The organism is Herbiconiux sp. UC225_62, assembly GCF_042694625.1.
In the GTDB taxonomy this organism is placed as follows: domain Bacteria; phylum Actinomycetota; class Actinomycetes; order Actinomycetales; family Microbacteriaceae; genus Herbiconiux.
In genome coordinates this window covers 1,944,051-1,961,019 of the sequence record NZ_CP170551.1, presented here as the reverse complement: position 1 = coordinate 1,961,019, position 16,969 = coordinate 1,944,051, and the positions used below count along the sequence as shown (strand labels likewise).

General features: G+C 70.2%; 13 protein-coding genes. 5 read left to right on the top strand and 8 right to left on the bottom strand.

Annotated features, from left to right (window positions below; translation table 11 throughout):
- The first annotated feature begins 44 nt into the window (after positions 1-44).
- Genes ACFJGU_RS09430 through ACFJGU_RS09415 form a run of 4 tightly spaced genes read left to right on the top strand, consistent with a single transcriptional unit; the run spans position 45 to position 4,010 of the window.
- A complete protein-coding gene (locus ACFJGU_RS09430; protein ID WP_382309742.1) occupies positions 45-767 on the top strand; it encodes a GAP family protein in 723 nt (240 codons plus the stop codon).
- A gap of 30 nt (positions 768-797) precedes the next feature.
- The gene (locus ACFJGU_RS09425) at positions 798-1,634 is read left to right on the top strand and encodes a mechanosensitive ion channel family protein (RefSeq protein WP_382309740.1); all 837 of its coding nucleotides are present in this window, start codon (positions 798-800) and stop codon (positions 1,632-1,634) included.
- Complete coding sequence (locus ACFJGU_RS09420; RefSeq protein WP_382310323.1) at positions 1,621-3,333, top strand: SulP family inorganic anion transporter; 1,713 nt, start codon at positions 1,621-1,623, stop codon at positions 3,331-3,333. Before ACFJGU_RS09425 ends, ACFJGU_RS09420 begins: the two co-directional genes overlap by 14 nt.
- 5 nt (positions 3,334-3,338) lie before the next feature.
- Positions 3,339-4,010, top strand: coding sequence for a GAP family protein (locus tag ACFJGU_RS09415; protein WP_382309738.1), 672 nt, complete (start codon positions 3,339-3,341; stop codon positions 4,008-4,010).
- 324 nt (positions 4,011-4,334) lie between these two features.
- Here ACFJGU_RS09415 and ACFJGU_RS09410 read toward each other — a convergent pair whose 3' ends face one another.
- From ACFJGU_RS09410 to ACFJGU_RS09385, 6 genes are all read right to left on the bottom strand, one after another.
- Positions 4,335-5,072 (bottom strand): response regulator, encoded by a 738-nt coding sequence (locus tag ACFJGU_RS09410; protein WP_382309736.1) that lies wholly within the window; start codon positions 5,070-5,072, stop codon positions 4,335-4,337.
- Positions 5,069-6,571 carry a sensor histidine kinase gene (locus ACFJGU_RS09405; protein ID WP_382309734.1) on the bottom strand — a complete coding sequence of 501 codons (1,503 nt, stop codon included), beginning with the start codon at positions 6,569-6,571 and terminating at the stop codon, positions 5,069-5,071. The genes ACFJGU_RS09410 and ACFJGU_RS09405 overlap by 4 nt, the downstream gene beginning before the upstream one ends.
- Positions 6,572-6,573: 2 nt before the next feature.
- Positions 6,574-7,395 carry an ABC transporter permease gene (locus tag ACFJGU_RS09400; protein WP_382309732.1) on the bottom strand — a complete coding sequence of 274 codons (822 nt, stop codon included), beginning with the start codon at positions 7,393-7,395 and terminating at the stop codon, positions 6,574-6,576.
- Entirely contained in the window at positions 7,392-8,330 is a 939-nt protein-coding gene (locus ACFJGU_RS09395; protein ID WP_382309730.1) for an ABC transporter ATP-binding protein, read from the bottom strand. Before ACFJGU_RS09395 ends, ACFJGU_RS09400 begins: the two co-directional genes overlap by 4 nt.
- 133 nt (positions 8,331-8,463) lie before the next feature.
- Positions 8,464-8,799, bottom strand: coding sequence for a hypothetical protein (locus ACFJGU_RS09390; RefSeq protein ID WP_382309728.1), 336 nt, complete (start codon positions 8,797-8,799; stop codon positions 8,464-8,466).
- A 44-nt stretch (positions 8,800-8,843) separates the two neighbouring features.
- Positions 8,844-11,264: an Ig-like domain-containing protein gene (locus ACFJGU_RS09385; protein ID WP_382309726.1), complete on the bottom strand. Its 2,421-nt coding sequence runs from the start codon at positions 11,262-11,264 to the stop codon at positions 8,844-8,846.
- A 213-nt stretch (positions 11,265-11,477) separates the two neighbouring features.
- Between ACFJGU_RS09385 and ACFJGU_RS09380 the strand changes: the two genes are divergently transcribed.
- A complete protein-coding gene (locus tag ACFJGU_RS09380) occupies positions 11,478-14,234 on the top strand; it encodes an AAA family ATPase (RefSeq protein WP_382309725.1) in 2,757 nt (918 codons plus the stop codon).
- On the opposite strand, the gene ACFJGU_RS09375 is transcribed toward ACFJGU_RS09380, so the two are convergent.
- Both ACFJGU_RS09375 and ACFJGU_RS09370 read right to left on the bottom strand, forming a co-directional pair.
- Positions 14,167-14,571 (bottom strand): group 1 truncated hemoglobin, encoded by a 405-nt coding sequence (locus ACFJGU_RS09375; RefSeq protein WP_382309723.1) that lies wholly within the window; start codon positions 14,569-14,571, stop codon positions 14,167-14,169. The genes ACFJGU_RS09380 and ACFJGU_RS09375 overlap by 68 nt on opposite strands.
- Positions 14,572-14,678: 107 nt before the next feature.
- Complete coding sequence (locus ACFJGU_RS09370; protein ID WP_382309722.1) at positions 14,679-16,853, bottom strand: acyl-CoA dehydrogenase; 2,175 nt, start codon at positions 16,851-16,853, stop codon at positions 14,679-14,681.
- Between the last annotated feature and the right edge of the window lie 116 nt (positions 16,854-16,969).

Genomic DNA, 16,969 nt, shown 5'->3' with positions numbered 1-16,969 from the left:
CCCATTCGCACACCGCGCACGATGCCGTGTTCAGGACGGATACCATGGCCGATTTGATTCTCTCGCTGATCCCCCTCGCACTCGGGATCGTGATGAGCCCGCTCGCGATCATGGCGCTGGTTGCCGTGCTCCTGTCCCGACTCGCCCGGGCCAACGGGATCGCGTTCCTGGCCGGCTGGATCGTGGCCGTGGCGATCGGCCTGGGAGCGTCGTTCTGGCTACTCGGGCTGCTGGAACTACACGAGCTCGATGCCCCGCCTGTCTGGGTGCCGATCGTGCGCCTGCTCCTGAGCCTGCTGCTGGGAGTGGCCGCCTGGTGGACCTACCGAAAGGGCCACGCCCGCACCGTCGCCATGGCGAAGGCGACCACCCCAACCGAGGTGACCGCTGCCGCTCCGCAGCTCCCGGGCTGGCTGAAGAGTATCGACGCCTTCACCCCGGCGCGCTCGTTCGCGTTGGGCCTTGGCATCTTCATCCTGAACCCGGTCGACCTGTCCTGCGCCGTGCTGGCGGCCCTGGACCTGCGGCTCGCGGCGCTGAGCACCGCATCGAACGTCTGGGTGCTTGTGATCTTCGGTGTGATCTCGGTGCTGCCCATCGCGGTGCCCGTCATCCTCGTGCTGGTACGAGGCGAGGCGGCGGCTCCGGTGCTCGGCCGGGTGCGCAGCTGGATCGCCTCGCACACCAGCGTGCTGAACGCGGCACTGATCCTGGTGATCGCCGTGCTGCAGCTGCAGAAGGCGCTCTCGACCCTGCTGTCGTACTGAGCGCCGGCCTCGGACGGAGGGTCTGAGGCGGTGAGCACGATTCCCCCGGAGGTGAGCGACTTCCTCGCATCGCCCACGATCAGCGGCTGGGACCTCGCGTTCGCCGCGGCGTCGATCGTGATCGCCTGGATCGTGTCGGTCTTCGCCAAGAAGGGCACCCTCGCGGTTCTCCGGAAGCTGCAGGGCATCACCGAAGGCGCCGCCATCCTCACCGCGCGCATCGTCCGCTACGCCATCCTGCTGATCGGAATCGGGATCGGCTTCGCGTTCCTCGGCGCATCCATCCAGCCGCTGATCGCCGTCGCCCTGATCGTCGGCGCGGTCATCGTGCTGGCGCTGCGTGGTGTCTCGAACAACTTCGCCGCCGGCATCGTGCTGCAGACCCGCCACCCCATCAAGGTCGGCGACGAGATCGCCGTCGCCGACTACGTAGGAAGCGTGAAAGAGCTCAACGGCCGCAGCGTCGTCATCGTCACCCGTGACGGCCGCACCGTGCACATCCCGAACGCGCAGATGCTCGAAAGTCCGCTCGTCAACCACTCCGAGCTGGGGCACCGCCGCTCCGACATCCAAGTCCGCGCCGCCGCTCCTGTCCGCCGCCTCGACGAGCTCACCGCCGTCATCGTCGACGCTGCCCACGCCGTCGAGGGCGTCCACAAGAGGGAGCCCGTCGCGGTTCTGGTTCAAGGAGCTGAGGCCGGCCGGATCACCCTGCTGGTGCGGTTCTGGCACCACCCGCTCACCGCCCCCACCATCGTGTCGCCCGTGATCACAGCCATAGCTTTGGCGCTCGACAAGGCCGGAGTGCGATCGACCGTGACATCCGAGATCCCGACACCACCCCTCACCCCGTCTGCGGAGGTCTGACATCAGGTCTTCACACCCCATACCCCGACTGAGCCGGCCCCTGGCCGGCCTCACCTGGCGGAACGCAGCCACCGAGACCATCGCCGGCGTCACCCTGCTGGCCATCGCCGTTCCGCTGAATATCGGCTACGCGCAGATCGCCGGCCTGCCCCCCACGGCCGGCCTGTACGCGCTTGTCGTCCCGGCGATCATCTACGCCCTGGTCGTGTCATCGAGGCAGCTCGTCGCCTCCCCCGACGCGGCCGCGGCCGCGCTGGTCGCGTCGTCCATCGGTGGCCTCGCCGTCGCCGGCAGCGCCGACTACGTCACCATGGCCCTGGCACAGGCGATCATCTCTGGGGTGCTGTTCGTACTCGCCGCGGTGTTCAAGCTCGGGTTCCTCGCCAACTTCCTCTCCAAACCGATCCTGGTCGGGTTCGTCGGCGGCCTCGCGCTCGACATCCTGGTCAGCCAGCTCGCGAAGATGCTCGGGGTGAAGATCGACTCCGGCGGTGAATTCGTCGAGAAAGTCGCCGGCCTGATAGGGGGCCTGCCGACATTGAACGGCTGGTCGGTGCTCATCGCCGCCGTCGCAGTCGCCGTCCTCGTCGTCGGTCGGCGGATCGCGCGGGCGGTGCCGTGGGCGCTGATCGTGCTGATCGCCGCCACCGTGATCGTCGTCGCGACCGGGCTCGAGCAGGAGGGCGTCGCAGTGCTCGGGCCCGTCGAAGCCGGACCGCCGACGCTGACCTGGCCGATCCTCGACTGGGGCACCTGGCTCGCCCTCATCCCCTCCGGCATCGCCCTCACGATGGTGACGATGGCAGAGGGCCTGCTCGTTGCCCGCAGCTACGGCGAGAAGCGCGGCTACTCCACCAGCCCGAACCGCGACCTGCTCGCGTTCGGCGCCGCCAACATCACTTCCGGCGCCACCGGCGGGTTCGCCGTCGGTTCCTCGACGTCGCGCACGGCGGCGATGGATCAGGCCGGCTCCCGCACCCAGCTCCCCAGCCTGGTCGCCGCCGTCGGCACCCTGCTCCTGCTCCTGTTCGGCACCGGGCTGCTCGAGCACATCCCCTCCCCCGCGATCGGCGCCATCGTCGGCATCGCAATCCTCCCCCTGCTCGGTGTCGCGGACTTCCGGCAGCTGTGGAAGCAGGACCGGTTCGAGTTCGTCATCGGCGCCGTCTGCTTCCTCGCCACGCTCTTCATCGGCGCGATCCCGGGCATCGTCATCGCCTTCGTGCTCGCCCTCATCAACCTCGCCAAACGGGCCTCCTCCCCCGCGATCGACGTCCTCGCGGCCGACGACGAGCCCGGCTCGTCACTCCTCGACCCGGCACCCACCGGCACGGCCACGGCACCCGGCGTGATCGTCATCCGGCTCGCCGCGCCCCTGTTCTTCGCCAACGGATCGGTGTTCAGCGACGCCGTGAAACGCGCCGTGAGCACCACACCCGACGTGCAGCACGTGGTGCTCGACCTCGAAGCCGTCACCGACATCGATGTCACCGGCGCCGAGGCCTTCGAATCCCTCATCCACTGGCTTGCCACCGAGCGTGTCCAGATCGCCTACAGCCGGCCCCGCCAGCAGATCGTCGACCGGATGCGTGCCCTCGGCCTCCTCACCGACGAGCCCGTCTACCGCACCAACCGCGAAGCACTCGCCGCACTGTCCACCTCATCGGCCGTCACCGGTCAGCCCGACACGAAAGAGTAACCGCCATGGGACCGGTCATCGGAGAGATCCTGCCGCTCGGGTTGGGCATCGCCATCAGCCCCATCCCGATCATCGCCGCGATACTGATGCTGCTCTCACCCCGAGCCCGCACGACCAGTCTGGGCTTCCTGGCCGGCTGGGTCGTCGGCATCGTCATCGCCGTCGTCGTCTTCACCCTGCTGTCCTCGATCCTCCCCGACAGCGACTCCGACGGATCGAAACCCGTCGCCGGAGTCATCAAGATCATCCTCGGCGCACTGCTGCTCCTGCTCGCCGTGAAGCAGTGGCGCTCCCGCCCCCACGGAGACACCGAACCGGCACTGCCCAAATGGATGACCGCGATCGACTCGATGACCGCCGTGCGCGCCCTCCTCCTCGGCTTCGTGCTCTCCGCGCTGAACCCGAAGAACCTGCTGATGGGCGTCGCCGCAGGACTCGCCATCGGCGGCGCCACTCTCACCGTTGGTGGCGACGTCGTCGCGATTGTCATCTTCACGGTCCTAGCCGCATCCACCGTCGCCGTTCCGGTCATTGCCTACCTCGCGGCGTCGTCGAGGCTGGCCGGTCCCCTCGAAGCGCTCCGGAAGTGGCTCGTCCACAACAACGCGACCGTCATGGCCATCCTGCTGCTCGTGATCGGTGTCGTGATGATCGGCAAAGGCATCGGCAGCTTCTGATGCCCACCAAACCCGTCGCACGACGCATGCCCAGGCGGCCGGCGTCCGCGCTGGCGGAGCACTGGACCCGCATCGACGGGGTCGACGTCTTCTACCGCGAATCCCCCACCCCTCCACCAGCGCGTGCACCCGCAACATGCAGTCGGGTCTCGAAAACCTAAAGATTCCCGAGACACCCCGAGCCGCTAGGTTCGGCAACTCCCCTCCCCGAATCGCAGCGTCACAGGATGTCTCGCGAAGTCGTCTCAGCGGTCTGTGCGTCTCAGCGCTGATCTGCGGACTTTACGAGACCTGATTGCGGCTGGGCCGCCGGCGGGCGGAGCGTCAGACCAAGCCCACGGAGTAGGCGAAGATCACCGCCTGCACGCGATCACGGAGTTCGAGCTTCATGAGTACGCGGCCGACGTGCGTCTTCACGGTCGACTCCGAGAGGTAGAAGCGGGCAGCGATCTCGGAGTTGGTGAGGCCCTCGGCCATGGCGACGAGCACCTCGCGCTCGCGCTCCGTGAGGGTGGCCAGGCGAGCGGATGCCGCCGACGCCGCGGGGTCGGCGGAGCCCGCGTTCCCGGACGCGCCGGGTCGCGCATCCGTCGCTCCCACCGTTCCGCCCGCGGCGGCCGGCAGTTGCGGGCCGAAGAGCTCGAGCAGCTTGCGCGTCACCCGCGGGGACACAGCCGCATCGCCGCTCGCCACGGCGCGGATGGCGGTGGCGAGCTCGACCGGTTGCGCGTCTTTCAGCAGGAACCCGCTCGCACCGGCATTGAGCCCCGCAAACGCATACTCGTCGAGGTCGAAGGTGGTGAGGATGATGATGCGGCTCTCCGGATGCACCGCCACGATCGCGCGCGTGGCCTCGATGCCGTCCATGCCCGGCATCCGCACGTCCATCAGCACGACCTCCGGCCGGAGACTCTCGACGGCGGCGACGGCCTCCCGCCCGTCGCCGGCCTCGCCCACCACCTCGAAATCGGGCTGGGCTTCGAGCACCATACGCATGCCCATCCGAATGAGCTGCTGGTCGTCGACGAGCAGCAACCGGATGCGCGGGGCGGCGTCGGTCATAAAGTCTCTCCTTCTGAGATGTCCGGGTACGACGGCGCGGGCAGAGGCGCCGCGGGGGCGGGAGTCGTGTTCGGAGGGGCGAGGGTGGCGCGCACGCGCCAGCCCCGGGTTCCGGCGGGGCCCGCGGACACGGATCCGCCGTAGACCGCCACGCGCTCGCGCAGACCGATGAGGCCACGACTCGAGCCGACCGACGCGGCACCACGACCGGGATCGACCCCGTCGTCGGAGACCTCGACCGTGATGTCGCCGGGCCCGTAGTGGAGCACCACGTCGACCGCGGTCGCCTGCACCGCGTAGCGGAGTGCGTTGGTCAGCGCCTCTTGCACGACCCGGAACACCGTGAGCTGCACGAGCGGATCGAGCGGCGGCGTACCCGTCGCCGTCACCCGCACCGGAAGCCCGGCCGCGCGGTACGACGCGATCATCTCGGGCAGGTCGTCCAGGCCCGGCTGCGGCATGAGCGGCGCGGGTGCCGACGCAGCGGACGCGGACGCGCCGGCTCCGGAGCCGGCGAGCGCGACCGACGCACCCGTACCCGCTGCCGCACGGACGCCGGCACTAGCGCCACCATCGCCGCCCGCGCCTTCCGACTCCCCTTCATCTGGCTCCGTCAGAACTCCGAGCGAGAGCCGCATGTCGGTGAGCGCCCGCCGCGCGGTGACCGCCGACTGCCGCATCGCCTCCCGCGCCGTGGCGGGCGATCGCTCGACACTCGCCTCCGCGCCATCCGACAGCGCCACGATCACGGTGAGGCTGTGCGCCACGATGTCGTGCATCTCGCGGGCGATGCGCGCACGCTCGGCGGCGGCGGAGAGCCTGGCTTGCTGGTCGCGCTCCCGGGCGAGTTGCTGCGCCCGATCGAGAAGAGCCTGGATGTAGCGTCGCCGGTTGCCGAAGGTGATGCCCACGAGTGTGGCGATCACCAGGGCCATCGCCGAGAGCAGGCCGTAGCCGATGATCCCGGCGAGGTCGAAGGGGTCGTAGAGAACCGTGGAGACGATGCCGGTGCCTGCGGCGATCGCCGTCCACACCCACGCTGACCGCGTTGAGCGGTAGACGGCGAGCGCGTAGAGCGCGAACATCATCGGAACGACGTCGAGCTGCTGCGAGGTCGCCCCCGAGATCAGCAACGACGCGGCGCAGATGGCGGCCGTGATGACCGGGACATAACGCCGGAAGAGCAGAGCCACGGTCACGGCGGTGGCCGTGTAGAGCAGAGCCACGCCGAAGAACGGGGTGCTGCGCCATCCTTCGTTCTGGAAGTCGAACGGGGTGGCCCCGAACAGCGACGAGACGAACACGAGCAGCGCCACCACGCCCGAGGGAACCGCGTAGCTCCCGGCGATCAGCCCGTCGAGCAGCCACGGGTGCCGGTTGAAGTAGGAGCGGATGAACCCCGGCGGTTTGGGCAGCCGCAAGTCCTCGGCGCCGGACGGGTGAGCCGCCGGCGCCGAGGTCGTGATGCCGTAGCCCCCGACGGGGCCGGGTGTCGCCACTGTCAGGCGTCCCTCCGTTTGAGCAGAATCGCTGCGGGGATCGCGACGACCGCGATCCACCCGAGCATAACCAGCACGGCCTGCCACGGCTCGAAGATCTCGCTGCCGAAGAAGAGCGACTGACCGACGACGCCCGGCAGCCACTGCCCGATCACCGTGACCCAGTCGGCCTGGATGAACGAGAGCACGGTCGGCACCACGAGCAGCAGCCCGAGCGCCGCCGCGATCCCGCCGGCGGTGTGCCGCAGCACCGCGCCGAGGAAGTAGGCGAGGAGCCCGATCAGGGCCAGGTACCCGGCTCCGCCCACCAGCGAACCCCACAGCGCGGGGTCGGTGATGTCGGATGTCACGCCGCGCGCATCCAGCATCGGCCAGGTCACGGCGTACGCGGCGAACACGGCCACGAGGCCCACCGCGAAGCTCGTCACCCCGAACACGAGCGCCTTCGCCCAGAGCACCGGCAGCCGCTTCGGCACCGCCGTGAGACTCGAGCGGATCTGCCCCGTCCCGTATTCTCCGCTGATCACGAGCACGCCGAGCACCGAGATGACGAGCTGCCCGAGCATGATCCCGAGGGTGGACGGCAGCACGGCCGCCTGGTTCGCCGCGCCCGGGGCGCTGGCGAATCCGTCACTGGCGAGCACGAAGACGACCCCCATGCCCACCTGAACGAGCACGAGGATGGCGTAAGCCCAGAGCGTGGAGCGGAGAGTGGTGAGCTTGATCCACTCGGAACGCAGCACGCCGGTGAAGCGCAACCGGGCATCCGGAACCAGCTGGTGCGAAGCACGGACGGCGGGAACGGTGGTGGTGACGGTGCTCATCGGGCGATCCCTTCGGCGAGGGCGGCGTCGGGGGTGACCGTGGTGCGGTACTCCACTTCGTCGCGGGTGAGGTTCATGTAGGCGTCTTCGAGCGACCCCTGCACGGTGGTGAGTTCGTGCAACGCGACGCCGACCGAAAGGGCCGCGTCGCCGATCACGTCGGCGGGCAGGCCGCGCACCTCGATGACGTCGGCGTCGACGCTCGTCACGGTGACGTCGGGCTGCGTAAGGCGGCGGGCCACCTCATCGATGCGGGGACTGCGCACCCGCACGAAGGTCTGCGTCGATCCGACGATCTCGGCCACCGTCGCATTGGCGATCACGCGGCCCTTTCCGAGCACGATGATGTGGTCGGCCGTGAGCGCCATCTCGCTCATCAGGTGGCTGGAGAGCAGCACGGTGCGGCCCTGCGCGGCGAATTGCCGCACGAATCCGCGCACCCAGAGCACGCCCTCAGGGTCGAGCCCGTTCACCGGCTCGTCGAGGATGAGCGTGGCCGGGTCGCCGAGCAGCGCCGCCGCGAGGCCGAGGCGCTGCCCCATGCCGAGCGAGAAGCCGCCCACGCGCTTGCCGGCCACCGAGTGGAGGCCGGTGAGATCGATGACCTCGTCGACGCGGCGGCGCGGGATGCCGTGGGTCGCCGCGATCGAGCGGAGGTGGTTGCGTGCGCTCCGCCCGGTGTGCACGGCCTTCGCCTCGAGCAGGGCACCCACCTCGCGCAGGGGCGCCTTGTGCTCGGCGTACGGCTTGCCGTTCACCAGCACCCGACCGGCGCTCGGGCGGTCGAGCCCCACGATCATGCGCATCGTGGTGGACTTGCCGGCGCCGTTCGGGCCGAGGAACCCGGTCACCTGACCGGGTCGCACGGCGAAGTCGATCGAGTCGACCGCCGTCTTCGCTCCGTAGCGTTTGGTCAAGGATGTGGCCTCGATCATGGATCTCCCGCTTTCGTGTCTGCTGCGCTCTCTGCGCATTCCACACGCTACGGATCGGCACCGGCGGGCCCATCCCCCGCCGGTGCCGTCCTGCCAGGTACTCCCCTCATACCTGGGTACCATCGCCTCGGCGCTATGAGTCCTGTCGGGGGTCGAGCGCCCGGCGAACCGCGTCCTGCTGCGCTCGCTCGAACGCCTTGAAGCTGAGTTGCGGATCGCTCTTGTCGAACCGCGCCTTGCCCGAAGCGGCGTCGAACTCGACCCCGATGGTCTTCCCGACGATGGGCTGCAGGAAGTCGGTGAGCATCCGCGGATCCTTGAGCATCGCCCGGAAGGCGGCTCCGTCGACCGGGTGCACCTCGACCGCGTAGTCGTAGGTGATCATCGCTCCGTCGCTGTCGGTGCCCGCGATGGTGCGGGCCAGCACGGTGCCGGTCGCCTTCTGCCAGGTCTTCATCTTGCCGAACATCGTGGTGTCCTCTCGGTCGCGGGTCTGGGTGGGTCGACGTGGTGTCAGGATCGGCGACTGCGGCGGTGAGCCATCGCGGCGATCACGATGCCGACGGCGCCTGTGAGCAACAACAGGAGGGACAGTGCCAGCGCGCCGTCGGGCGCCGCGCCAGTGAGCGCGAGCTCGCTGGAGGTGTCCGTCGCGGCGGTGGGGCCGGTGCCCGCGGACGCCACGTCGGCATCGTCGGATGCGCCGGCATCCGGGTCGCCCTGACCGGCGACGCCACCCGCACCCGGCTCGCCCGTCACGAGCGGAACCGCTGCGGCGACCGTGATGCGCACCGTGCCCACGTCGAAGCTCTCGGCGGACTGGTCCATCACCTCGTAGACGAACTCGTCCTCACCCACGAAGCCCGCCGGCGGAGTGTAGGTGAACCCGCCGTCGTCCGTGCCCGCGACCGTTCCTCCGTGCACACTGGCGGTGCCGTACGGGACGGCGGGGATGATCGAGCTGAGCGGGTCGCCGTCGGTATCGAAGTCGTTGATCAGCATCCCGTTCGCCGCAGAGACCACGAGGGTCGTGTCGGGCGTCGTGGAGTAGTGGTCGTCGGTCGCGACGGGCATCGAGTTGCCCGTGGCGTCGGGGTCGGTGACCGTGATCCAGGCGACCGCGAGCCCGTGCCCGTCGAACACGTCGCCGATGTTGTAGGAGAATCCGTCGACCCCGACGAAATCGGCCGGCGGGGTGTAGCTGAACGAGCCGTCGAGACCCACGTTCACGATTCCGCCTGCCTCAGTGGCCATGTCGGGCACGGCGAACTCGATGGAGAACGCATCCTGATCGGGGTCGCTGTCGTTCGCGAGCAGGCCCGCCGCCGCGCCCACTCCCATTCCGGTGTTCTTCGGCGTGGTGTAGTGATCGTCGATCGCGATCGGCTGCGCGTTCGCGAAGGCTCCGACGTCGATCGTCACCGTCGCGGTGACCGGCAGGTTGTAGCTGCCGTCGGTCACCTGGTACGTGAAGGTGTCGGGCCCGAGCGTGTCGTAGTAGTGCGAGGCATAGCTGAAGCTGCCGTCACTGTGCAGGTACACCGAGGCACGGCCGGTCTCGAGCATGAACGGCACCACCACGCTGATCGGGTCGCTCGCGTCGGAGTCGTTCGCGAGCAGACCGTGCGCGGCATCCACGGTGAGCACGCGGTTCACGGGCGTGGCGTAGTGGTCGTCGACGGCCACCGGCGGGAGGTTCGCCCAATCGCCGACCTTGATCGTCACGGTGGCGAGACCACTCTCGAGCACGCCGTCGGTGATCCAGTAGGTCACGGTGTCGTAGCCGACGAATCCGGGGGCCGGGATGTACGTGAAGCCACCGGTGGACATCCAGTCGACGGTGCCGCCGTTCGCACTGCTGATCGCACCGGCTCCCGCCAGTTCCGAGACGACCGCGACCGCGTTGCCGTCACCGTCGGTGTCGTTTCCGAGCACCCCGGCGCCTGAGACCACGAGGCTGGTGCCCGCCGGAGTCGAGTAGCTGTCGTCGTGGGCGACCGGGGCGACATCCGTCGTGTCGACCACGGTGAAGGTCACCGGAACGGACGTCGCCGACATCGATGTGTCGTCATAGACCCAGTAGCTCCAGGTGTCGACGCCGACGAAGCCGGCGGCCGGCGTGTAGATCACGGAGCGATCCCAGAGGGTGGCGACGTGCCCGCCTTGAGTGGTGCCCGTGTAGCCCTGCGTCGTGCGGAGGAAGTCACCCTCGGCGTCGTAGTCGTTGCCGACGACGCCAGGAGCGGCGATCGTCAGCACCGTGTCGACCGCGGTGGTGTAGTGGTCGGCGACACCGACCGGCGGGGTGTTGGCGAGGGCGACCGGGTCGCCGAGCTCGCCGACGCCGGGCCCGGCCGGGCTCGGCGCTGCGGTGGCCTGCGTCGGATCGGCGGACTGCGTAGGAATCCCGGTTCCAGGCGCGTCGGACGCACCTGGCGCCTCGATCGCCTGAGCGGGATCGGCCGCACCGGCGCCGGAAGCCTCGGGCCCGGTCGCGTCAGACGGACCGGGCGCCTCGGTGGCCTGGGTCGGGTCGACCGCCTCGGCGGGAACGGGTCCGCTCGCATCCGACGGGCCCGGCGCCTCGGTGGCCTGCGTGGGATCGACGGGCACGTCGCTCGGCGCCTCGGTCGCCGGTGCCGCCTCCACGGGCGAATCGGCGGGGGGAGCGGATGCCTCCTCGGCGCTCCCGGGCCTGGTGACCTCGATCGCATCAGCCGCCTGCGCATCGGCCGCCTGCGGTTCGGCGGAAGACGAGACCGACGACGGGGCGGATGCCGCATCGCCCATCTCCTCGGCCGAAGCGACCGCAGCGCCTTGGGCGCTCAGCGCCACCAGGCCGGCCACCGTGATCGTGGCGAGCACCGGCATCCGACCGGCCCTCCCCGAGGATCGGAGATCGCGGCGGCGCACCGCACGGGGAATCTGGAACATGGTCAGCTCTTTTCGTCAGGACAACAGAAGTGGATGGGCGCACCTGTGCGCCTCGGATACTCTGCCCACCGCCCGGAGCAGAGTCCTGAGTAGTGGCTACCTACTTCGTTGGGCGGGATTGCTCATCCGGCGTTCTCCGTTCGCTATGCTCGGAAAACATCGCCGGTGGGGGCCGACGACGTCAGCGCACCAGCCCGGGGGAGATCCATCGCCATGACGACCGGCACGACGGAGCCAGGGCCCCTCGCGGAGCGCGAGTGGGCGTTCGAAGGCCGCGACGCACTGCTCGACCGCGTAACCTCGGCGATCGAGGCCACGCCGGCGCTCGCCGTGGTGCTGGTCGGTCCCACCGGTATCGGCAAATCGCGCTTGGCGGCCGAGAGCTCGGCCCGGCTGAGCGCCACCGCCTGGTCGGTTCTTCGTCTCTCCGGGCGGACCAGTGTCACCTCCCTCCCGCTCGGCGGCCTCTCACCTCTGTTCGCGTCGTCGGGGACTGCGGATGCCGTGCCGGCGGTCGACCTGGCGACGCTCGCAGCCGACCCGCTGAGCCTGCTCACGGCCGTCACCGCGCGCATCCGCTCGCTCGGCGGCACGGGACGCATCCTGGTCGTCGTCGACGACTTGCAGGCCTTCGACGAACTCTCCATCGCCCTGCTCACCCAGCTCGTGCACTCCCGAGTGGTCAAGCTGGTCGCCACGATCGGCGATGGCGCCCCCATTCCGGACGCTCTGCTCGCCCTGTGGAGCGAGAGTGCGGCCGTGCGCATCGACGTCCCCCCGCTCGACAGCGAGGCGAGCGAAGCGCTGCTCGCCCGGGCGCTCGACGGCTCGGTCGCGCGGCGGACGGCCGAGGAGCTCCACCGCGCCGCCGGAGGCAACCCGCTCTTCCTGCGCGAGCTCTGCACGGGAGCCGTGCGCGCCGGCACCCTCGTGGTCGAGTCAGGGGTCTGGCAGCTCATCGGAGAGCCCGTGGGCACGCCCGCCCTCGGGGAGGTGATCGCGCGCCGGCTGCGTTCGCTCACTCCGGACCAGCGCGACGTGATCGAACGCCTGGCCGTCTGCCAGCCCCTCCCCGTCCGAGAGCTCCGCACCCCTGGCGCTCGGGCCAGCGTCACCGAACTCGAGCGCGCGGGTCTGGTCTCGGTGCGCGAATCCGGTGGGCGGATGGTCGCCGAGCTCGCGCAGCCGCACTATGTGGGCGTCGTCCGGAGCACTCTGTCGATGCTGCGGGTCGAAGACATCCTGATCGAGCAGGCCGACATCGCCGCCGAGTCCGATCCCACCACCGACGACGCCTTCCGCGTGGCGGTATGGCGTTTGGATGCCGGTCAGCCGACGTCGCCGGATCTCCTGCTCACGGGTGCCCGCCTCGCGCAGCTGACCCACGACCACGCGCTCGCCGCGAAGCTCTCCCGGGCCGCCATCGATGCCGGCGCCCCGGACGGTCTGCCCCACTTGATCCTCGCCGACGCCCTCCGGCGCATCGGAGACGCGGAGGGAGCGCGATCCGCCGCAGAGGACGGGTCGGCCCGCGACCGGAGCGCCCCCGCCTCCGAGTTGCTCTCGGTGCGCATCGCGAGCACTCTCGCCCTCATCCGCCACGATCAGCCCGGCGGGATCGTGGACGCCCTCGAGCTGCTCTCCGAGGCCGACGAACGCTTCCCCGGATACTCCGCCGTCATCGCGATCACGCGCTCCATGATGCTGTTCACGGTCGAACGCACGGGCGAGGCGCTGGCCGCGATCGAGCCGCTGCTCCACGCGCCGGGCCTGCCCGCCGAACTCCGGGAGATGGCGGCCATGGCGGCGGCGATGCCCCTGGCCGGTGCTGGGCGATGGTCGGAGTCGCAGCAGGAGGTCGAACGGCTTCTCAGCGGCGAGGCGATCGCGCGCGACCGGGCCTTCGCGTTGTTCACCGCCGCCTCGGCCTCGCTCGTGGGCGGATCGCTCGACGTCGCCCGGCGGCGGGCGCTGGAGGCGCTCTCGGAGTCGGTGCAGTTCGACGACGAGGTCTCCACCCGCTACGCCGAACTGCTCCTCGGGCACGTGCTGCTGCAGATCGGCCAGGTCTCGTCGGCGTCGCGCTGGCTCGGCGACGCGATCGCGGGCGCCAGCGTCAAGGGCCCGAGGAACCTGCACCGGGTGGCACTCGGCACACTCGCCCTCGCTCACATCGCCGCCGGCGAACCGGATGCCGCGGAGGCCGTGCTGCGCTCCCTCCACCTCGACGCCCCCGAGGGCAACTTCCATGTGCGGCTGGCCGAGGCGCAACTGACCGCGCTGCGCGGGCAACCGGCCGCAGCGATCGAGCGGCTGCGTGCCGACGCCGAACATCATGTCGCTTCCGGAGCGATCTATCTGGCGACCACCCTGCTGTTCCACGCCGCCCGGATCGGTTCGCGGGCGAGCGGCGCCCTCCCCGCGACGGCGCTCACCGCCACCCTGCGATTGATCGCCGACCGGATCGCCGAGCTCGCGGCCTCCGGTGACAGTCCGCTGTTCGACGCCCGGGCCGCCCATGCCCGGGCCATCGCCGAGCCCAGTACCAGCGGATTCGTCGAGGCCGGCGAGCGCTGGCTGGAGCTCGGCGCGACGTCATCGGCCGCCGAGGCCTTCGCGTCAGCCGGACGTGCCGCGCGCGACGGCGGCCGCGCCCACGAAGCGGCGGCTCTGCACGACCGTGCGCTCGAACTGATGGCCCTGTGCCCAGGAGCTGACGACAGCGGCATCCGGGATTCCGTTCCCGACGTCTTGACCCGCCGCGAGCGCGAGGTCGTCGACCTGGCGCGCCTCGGACTCACCAGCCAGGAGATCGCGACGCGCTTGTTCCTCTCGATCCGAACGGTCGACAACCACCTCCAGTCGAGCTACGGCAAGCTCGGCATCGGTGGTCGCCGCGATCTCATTGCCCCGAGCGGTTCGACGTCGGCGCCGGCGCCGGCTCCGGGATCGGCGAAGGCTGCACGATAGCGTGCCGCAGGCCGCCGACCGTGGCGAGCACCTCGGCGGTCGCCGTCGCGGGAGCGCCGACGTCGACGAGTGCGAACTCGAGATGCTCGACCATGCGGTCGAAGGCCCCGTCGGTGATCGCGAACGCGACGTGGGCAGCCGGCAGGTCGCGCCCGGCGAACGCCTGCGGACCCCCGAGCACCCCGGAGAGGAAGGCCACCTGGTGAGCGCGGAGCCGTTCGAGGGAGATGCCGGCGAAATAGGGCGCGAGCAGGGGATCGGCCACCACGCGGTTGTAGAACACCACGACAGCCAGCTTCATGGCGGGGTGACCACCGATCTCGTCGTACGCCGTCATCGGCTCCTCCTCAGTTCGTAGACCCACTCTCGCAGCGCGGCCACCCGCGCGCCTGAGCAGTCACTACTCACTTTTCGCGCCCTCCCGCGTCGTGGGGAACGGACGGATCAGCGGGAGCGGGCGGGCTTCTTCTCCGGGGCGGGGAGGGTGCCGGCAGCGCGGGCCGCGCGGTAGTAGTCGCGCGCCTCGGTCTGTCGCGCCTTCTCGGCGCCGGTGGCGATCGAGGCCCGCACGTGCTCCGGGCCGTAGCCGAACGCCCGCACCAGGTCTTGCGCGTGCGGCCGGATGCGCGCCGACAGCCGCTCGGTGTAGAGCCCCACCGCCTGCGCCCGCTTCGGCGAGAGTCGTCCGTTCATCAGGTACCAGGCGAGGTGCTTCTCCACCAGTCCGAGCCCGAAGAGGTCGCGGAGCCAGGTGAGCACCACGCGGGTTCCGTCGTCCATGCCCGAGGTGAGGCCGGTCGACCCCTCGAGCGCCTCGGTGAACGCCTCCCACTGCAGGAGTTCGGCGTGAGCGCGGGCGGCCTCGATGATCTCGGTCTGGTGCAGGTTGAACAGGTCGGCGGCCGCCTTCTGCGACAGCTTCGACGCCGGCCGGAGCTTCGCCGCCACCTCCCCCACCATCGTCTCGACGCGGTCGGTGAGCAGCTGGCGCTGAGCGGATGCCTCGCGCAGCTGACCGACGGAGCGCGCGGTCGACCCGAAGTCGGCCACGGTCTGCGCGAGCGAGCGGAGCCCCGATCCGTTCACCGTCTTGTCGGCCGCCTGCTCCACCACATAGCGGGCGAGCACGCCGAAGTCGGCCTTCGCGAAGCGGCGCGAGTAGTCCGAGAGCAGGCGCTTGGCCACCAGCTGCAGCAGCACGTGGTTGTCACCCTCGAAGGTGGCGTAGATGTCGAGATCGGCGCGCAGGCCGACGAGGCGGTTCTCGGCCAGGAAGCCGGCGCCCCCGCAGGCCTCGCGCGCCTCCTGCAGGGTCTCGAGCGCGTGCCAGGTGCTGAGCGGCTTGAGCGCGGCGGCCAGGGTCTCGAGGTCCTGCCGGTCGTCGTCGGTGTCGGCGCGACCGGAGAACACCTCGTCGAACTTCGTGAGCAGCTGCTCGTGCGCGAAGCTCGCGGCGTAGGTCGTGGCGAGCTTCGGGATGAGCCGCTTCTGGTGCAGCTGGTAGTCGAGCAGCACCTCCTCGTCGGTGTCACTGCCGGCGGTGAACTGGCGGCGCTCGTTGCCGTAGGTGATGGCGATGGTGAGTGCCACCTTCGCCGCGGCCACCGATGCCCCGTCGAGCGACACGCGCCCCTGCACCAGGGTGCCGAGCATGGTGAAGAAGCGGCGCCCGGGGCTCTCGATGGAGCTCGAGTAGGTGCCGTCCTCGGCCACGTCGCCGTAGCGGTTCAGCAGGTTCAGGCGGGGTACGCGCACCTGGTCGAAGTGCAGGCGGCCGTTGTCGATGCCGTTCAGCCCGCCCTTCAGGCCGTCGTCCTCTCCGCCGACCCCGGGCAGGAATTCGCCGGTCGCCGCATCCCGGATCGGCACGTAGAAGGCGTGCACGCCGTGGTTCACGTTCTTGGTCACGAGCTGCGCGAACACCACGGCGGCGAGGCCGTCGACGGCGGCGTTGCCGAGGTAGTCCTTCCACGCTCCGCGGAACGGCGTGTGCAGCACGAACTCGCCGGTGGCCTCGTCGTAGGTGGCCGTGGTGCCGATGGCCGCGACATCCGACCCGTGTCCGGTCTCGGTCATCGCGAAGGCACCGGGCACCTCGAGGCTCATGATGGCGGGCAGGAAGGCCTTGTGGTGGTACTCGGTGCCGAGGTGGAGCACCGCGGCACCGAACAGGCCCCACTGCACGCCCGACTTGATCTGCAGCGACGGATCGGCGAGCACCAGCTCCTCGAAGCCGGCGATGTTGCCGCCGTGGTCGTCGGCGCCGCCGACCGACTCGGGGAAGGCGCGATGCACCTGCCCGTGCTCCACGAGCAGCTTCAGCTGGCCCGAGACGCGGGCGCGGTGCTCGTCGAGCGTCTGGCCGTCGATGCGCTGCAGGTCGGGGCGAGCGCTCAGCTCCCGGGCGCCGAGGCGCACGTCGGCCCAGGTGCCGAGCAGGTAACGGCCGAGCCACTCCACGTCGGTGCGGGCCACCACCACGTCGCTCGTCGACGCGCGGCCCGAGCGCTTCGGGATCCGGGCGGAGGCGTCGAGCTCGCTCTCGATCGCGTCGGCCTGCACCGCATCGTCCTCACGGCGAGCGGAAGGGGAGTTCGTGGTGTCGACCGTGTGCGTCATTGTCGTCCTCATCGTCGTGGCACGCCCCACCGGGGCACGCCGAGCCGATTCCTACGCTAGAACGCGGGCCGGGATCGGCGACAATCCGCCGTTCGCCGCCTACAAAAGAGTCCGAA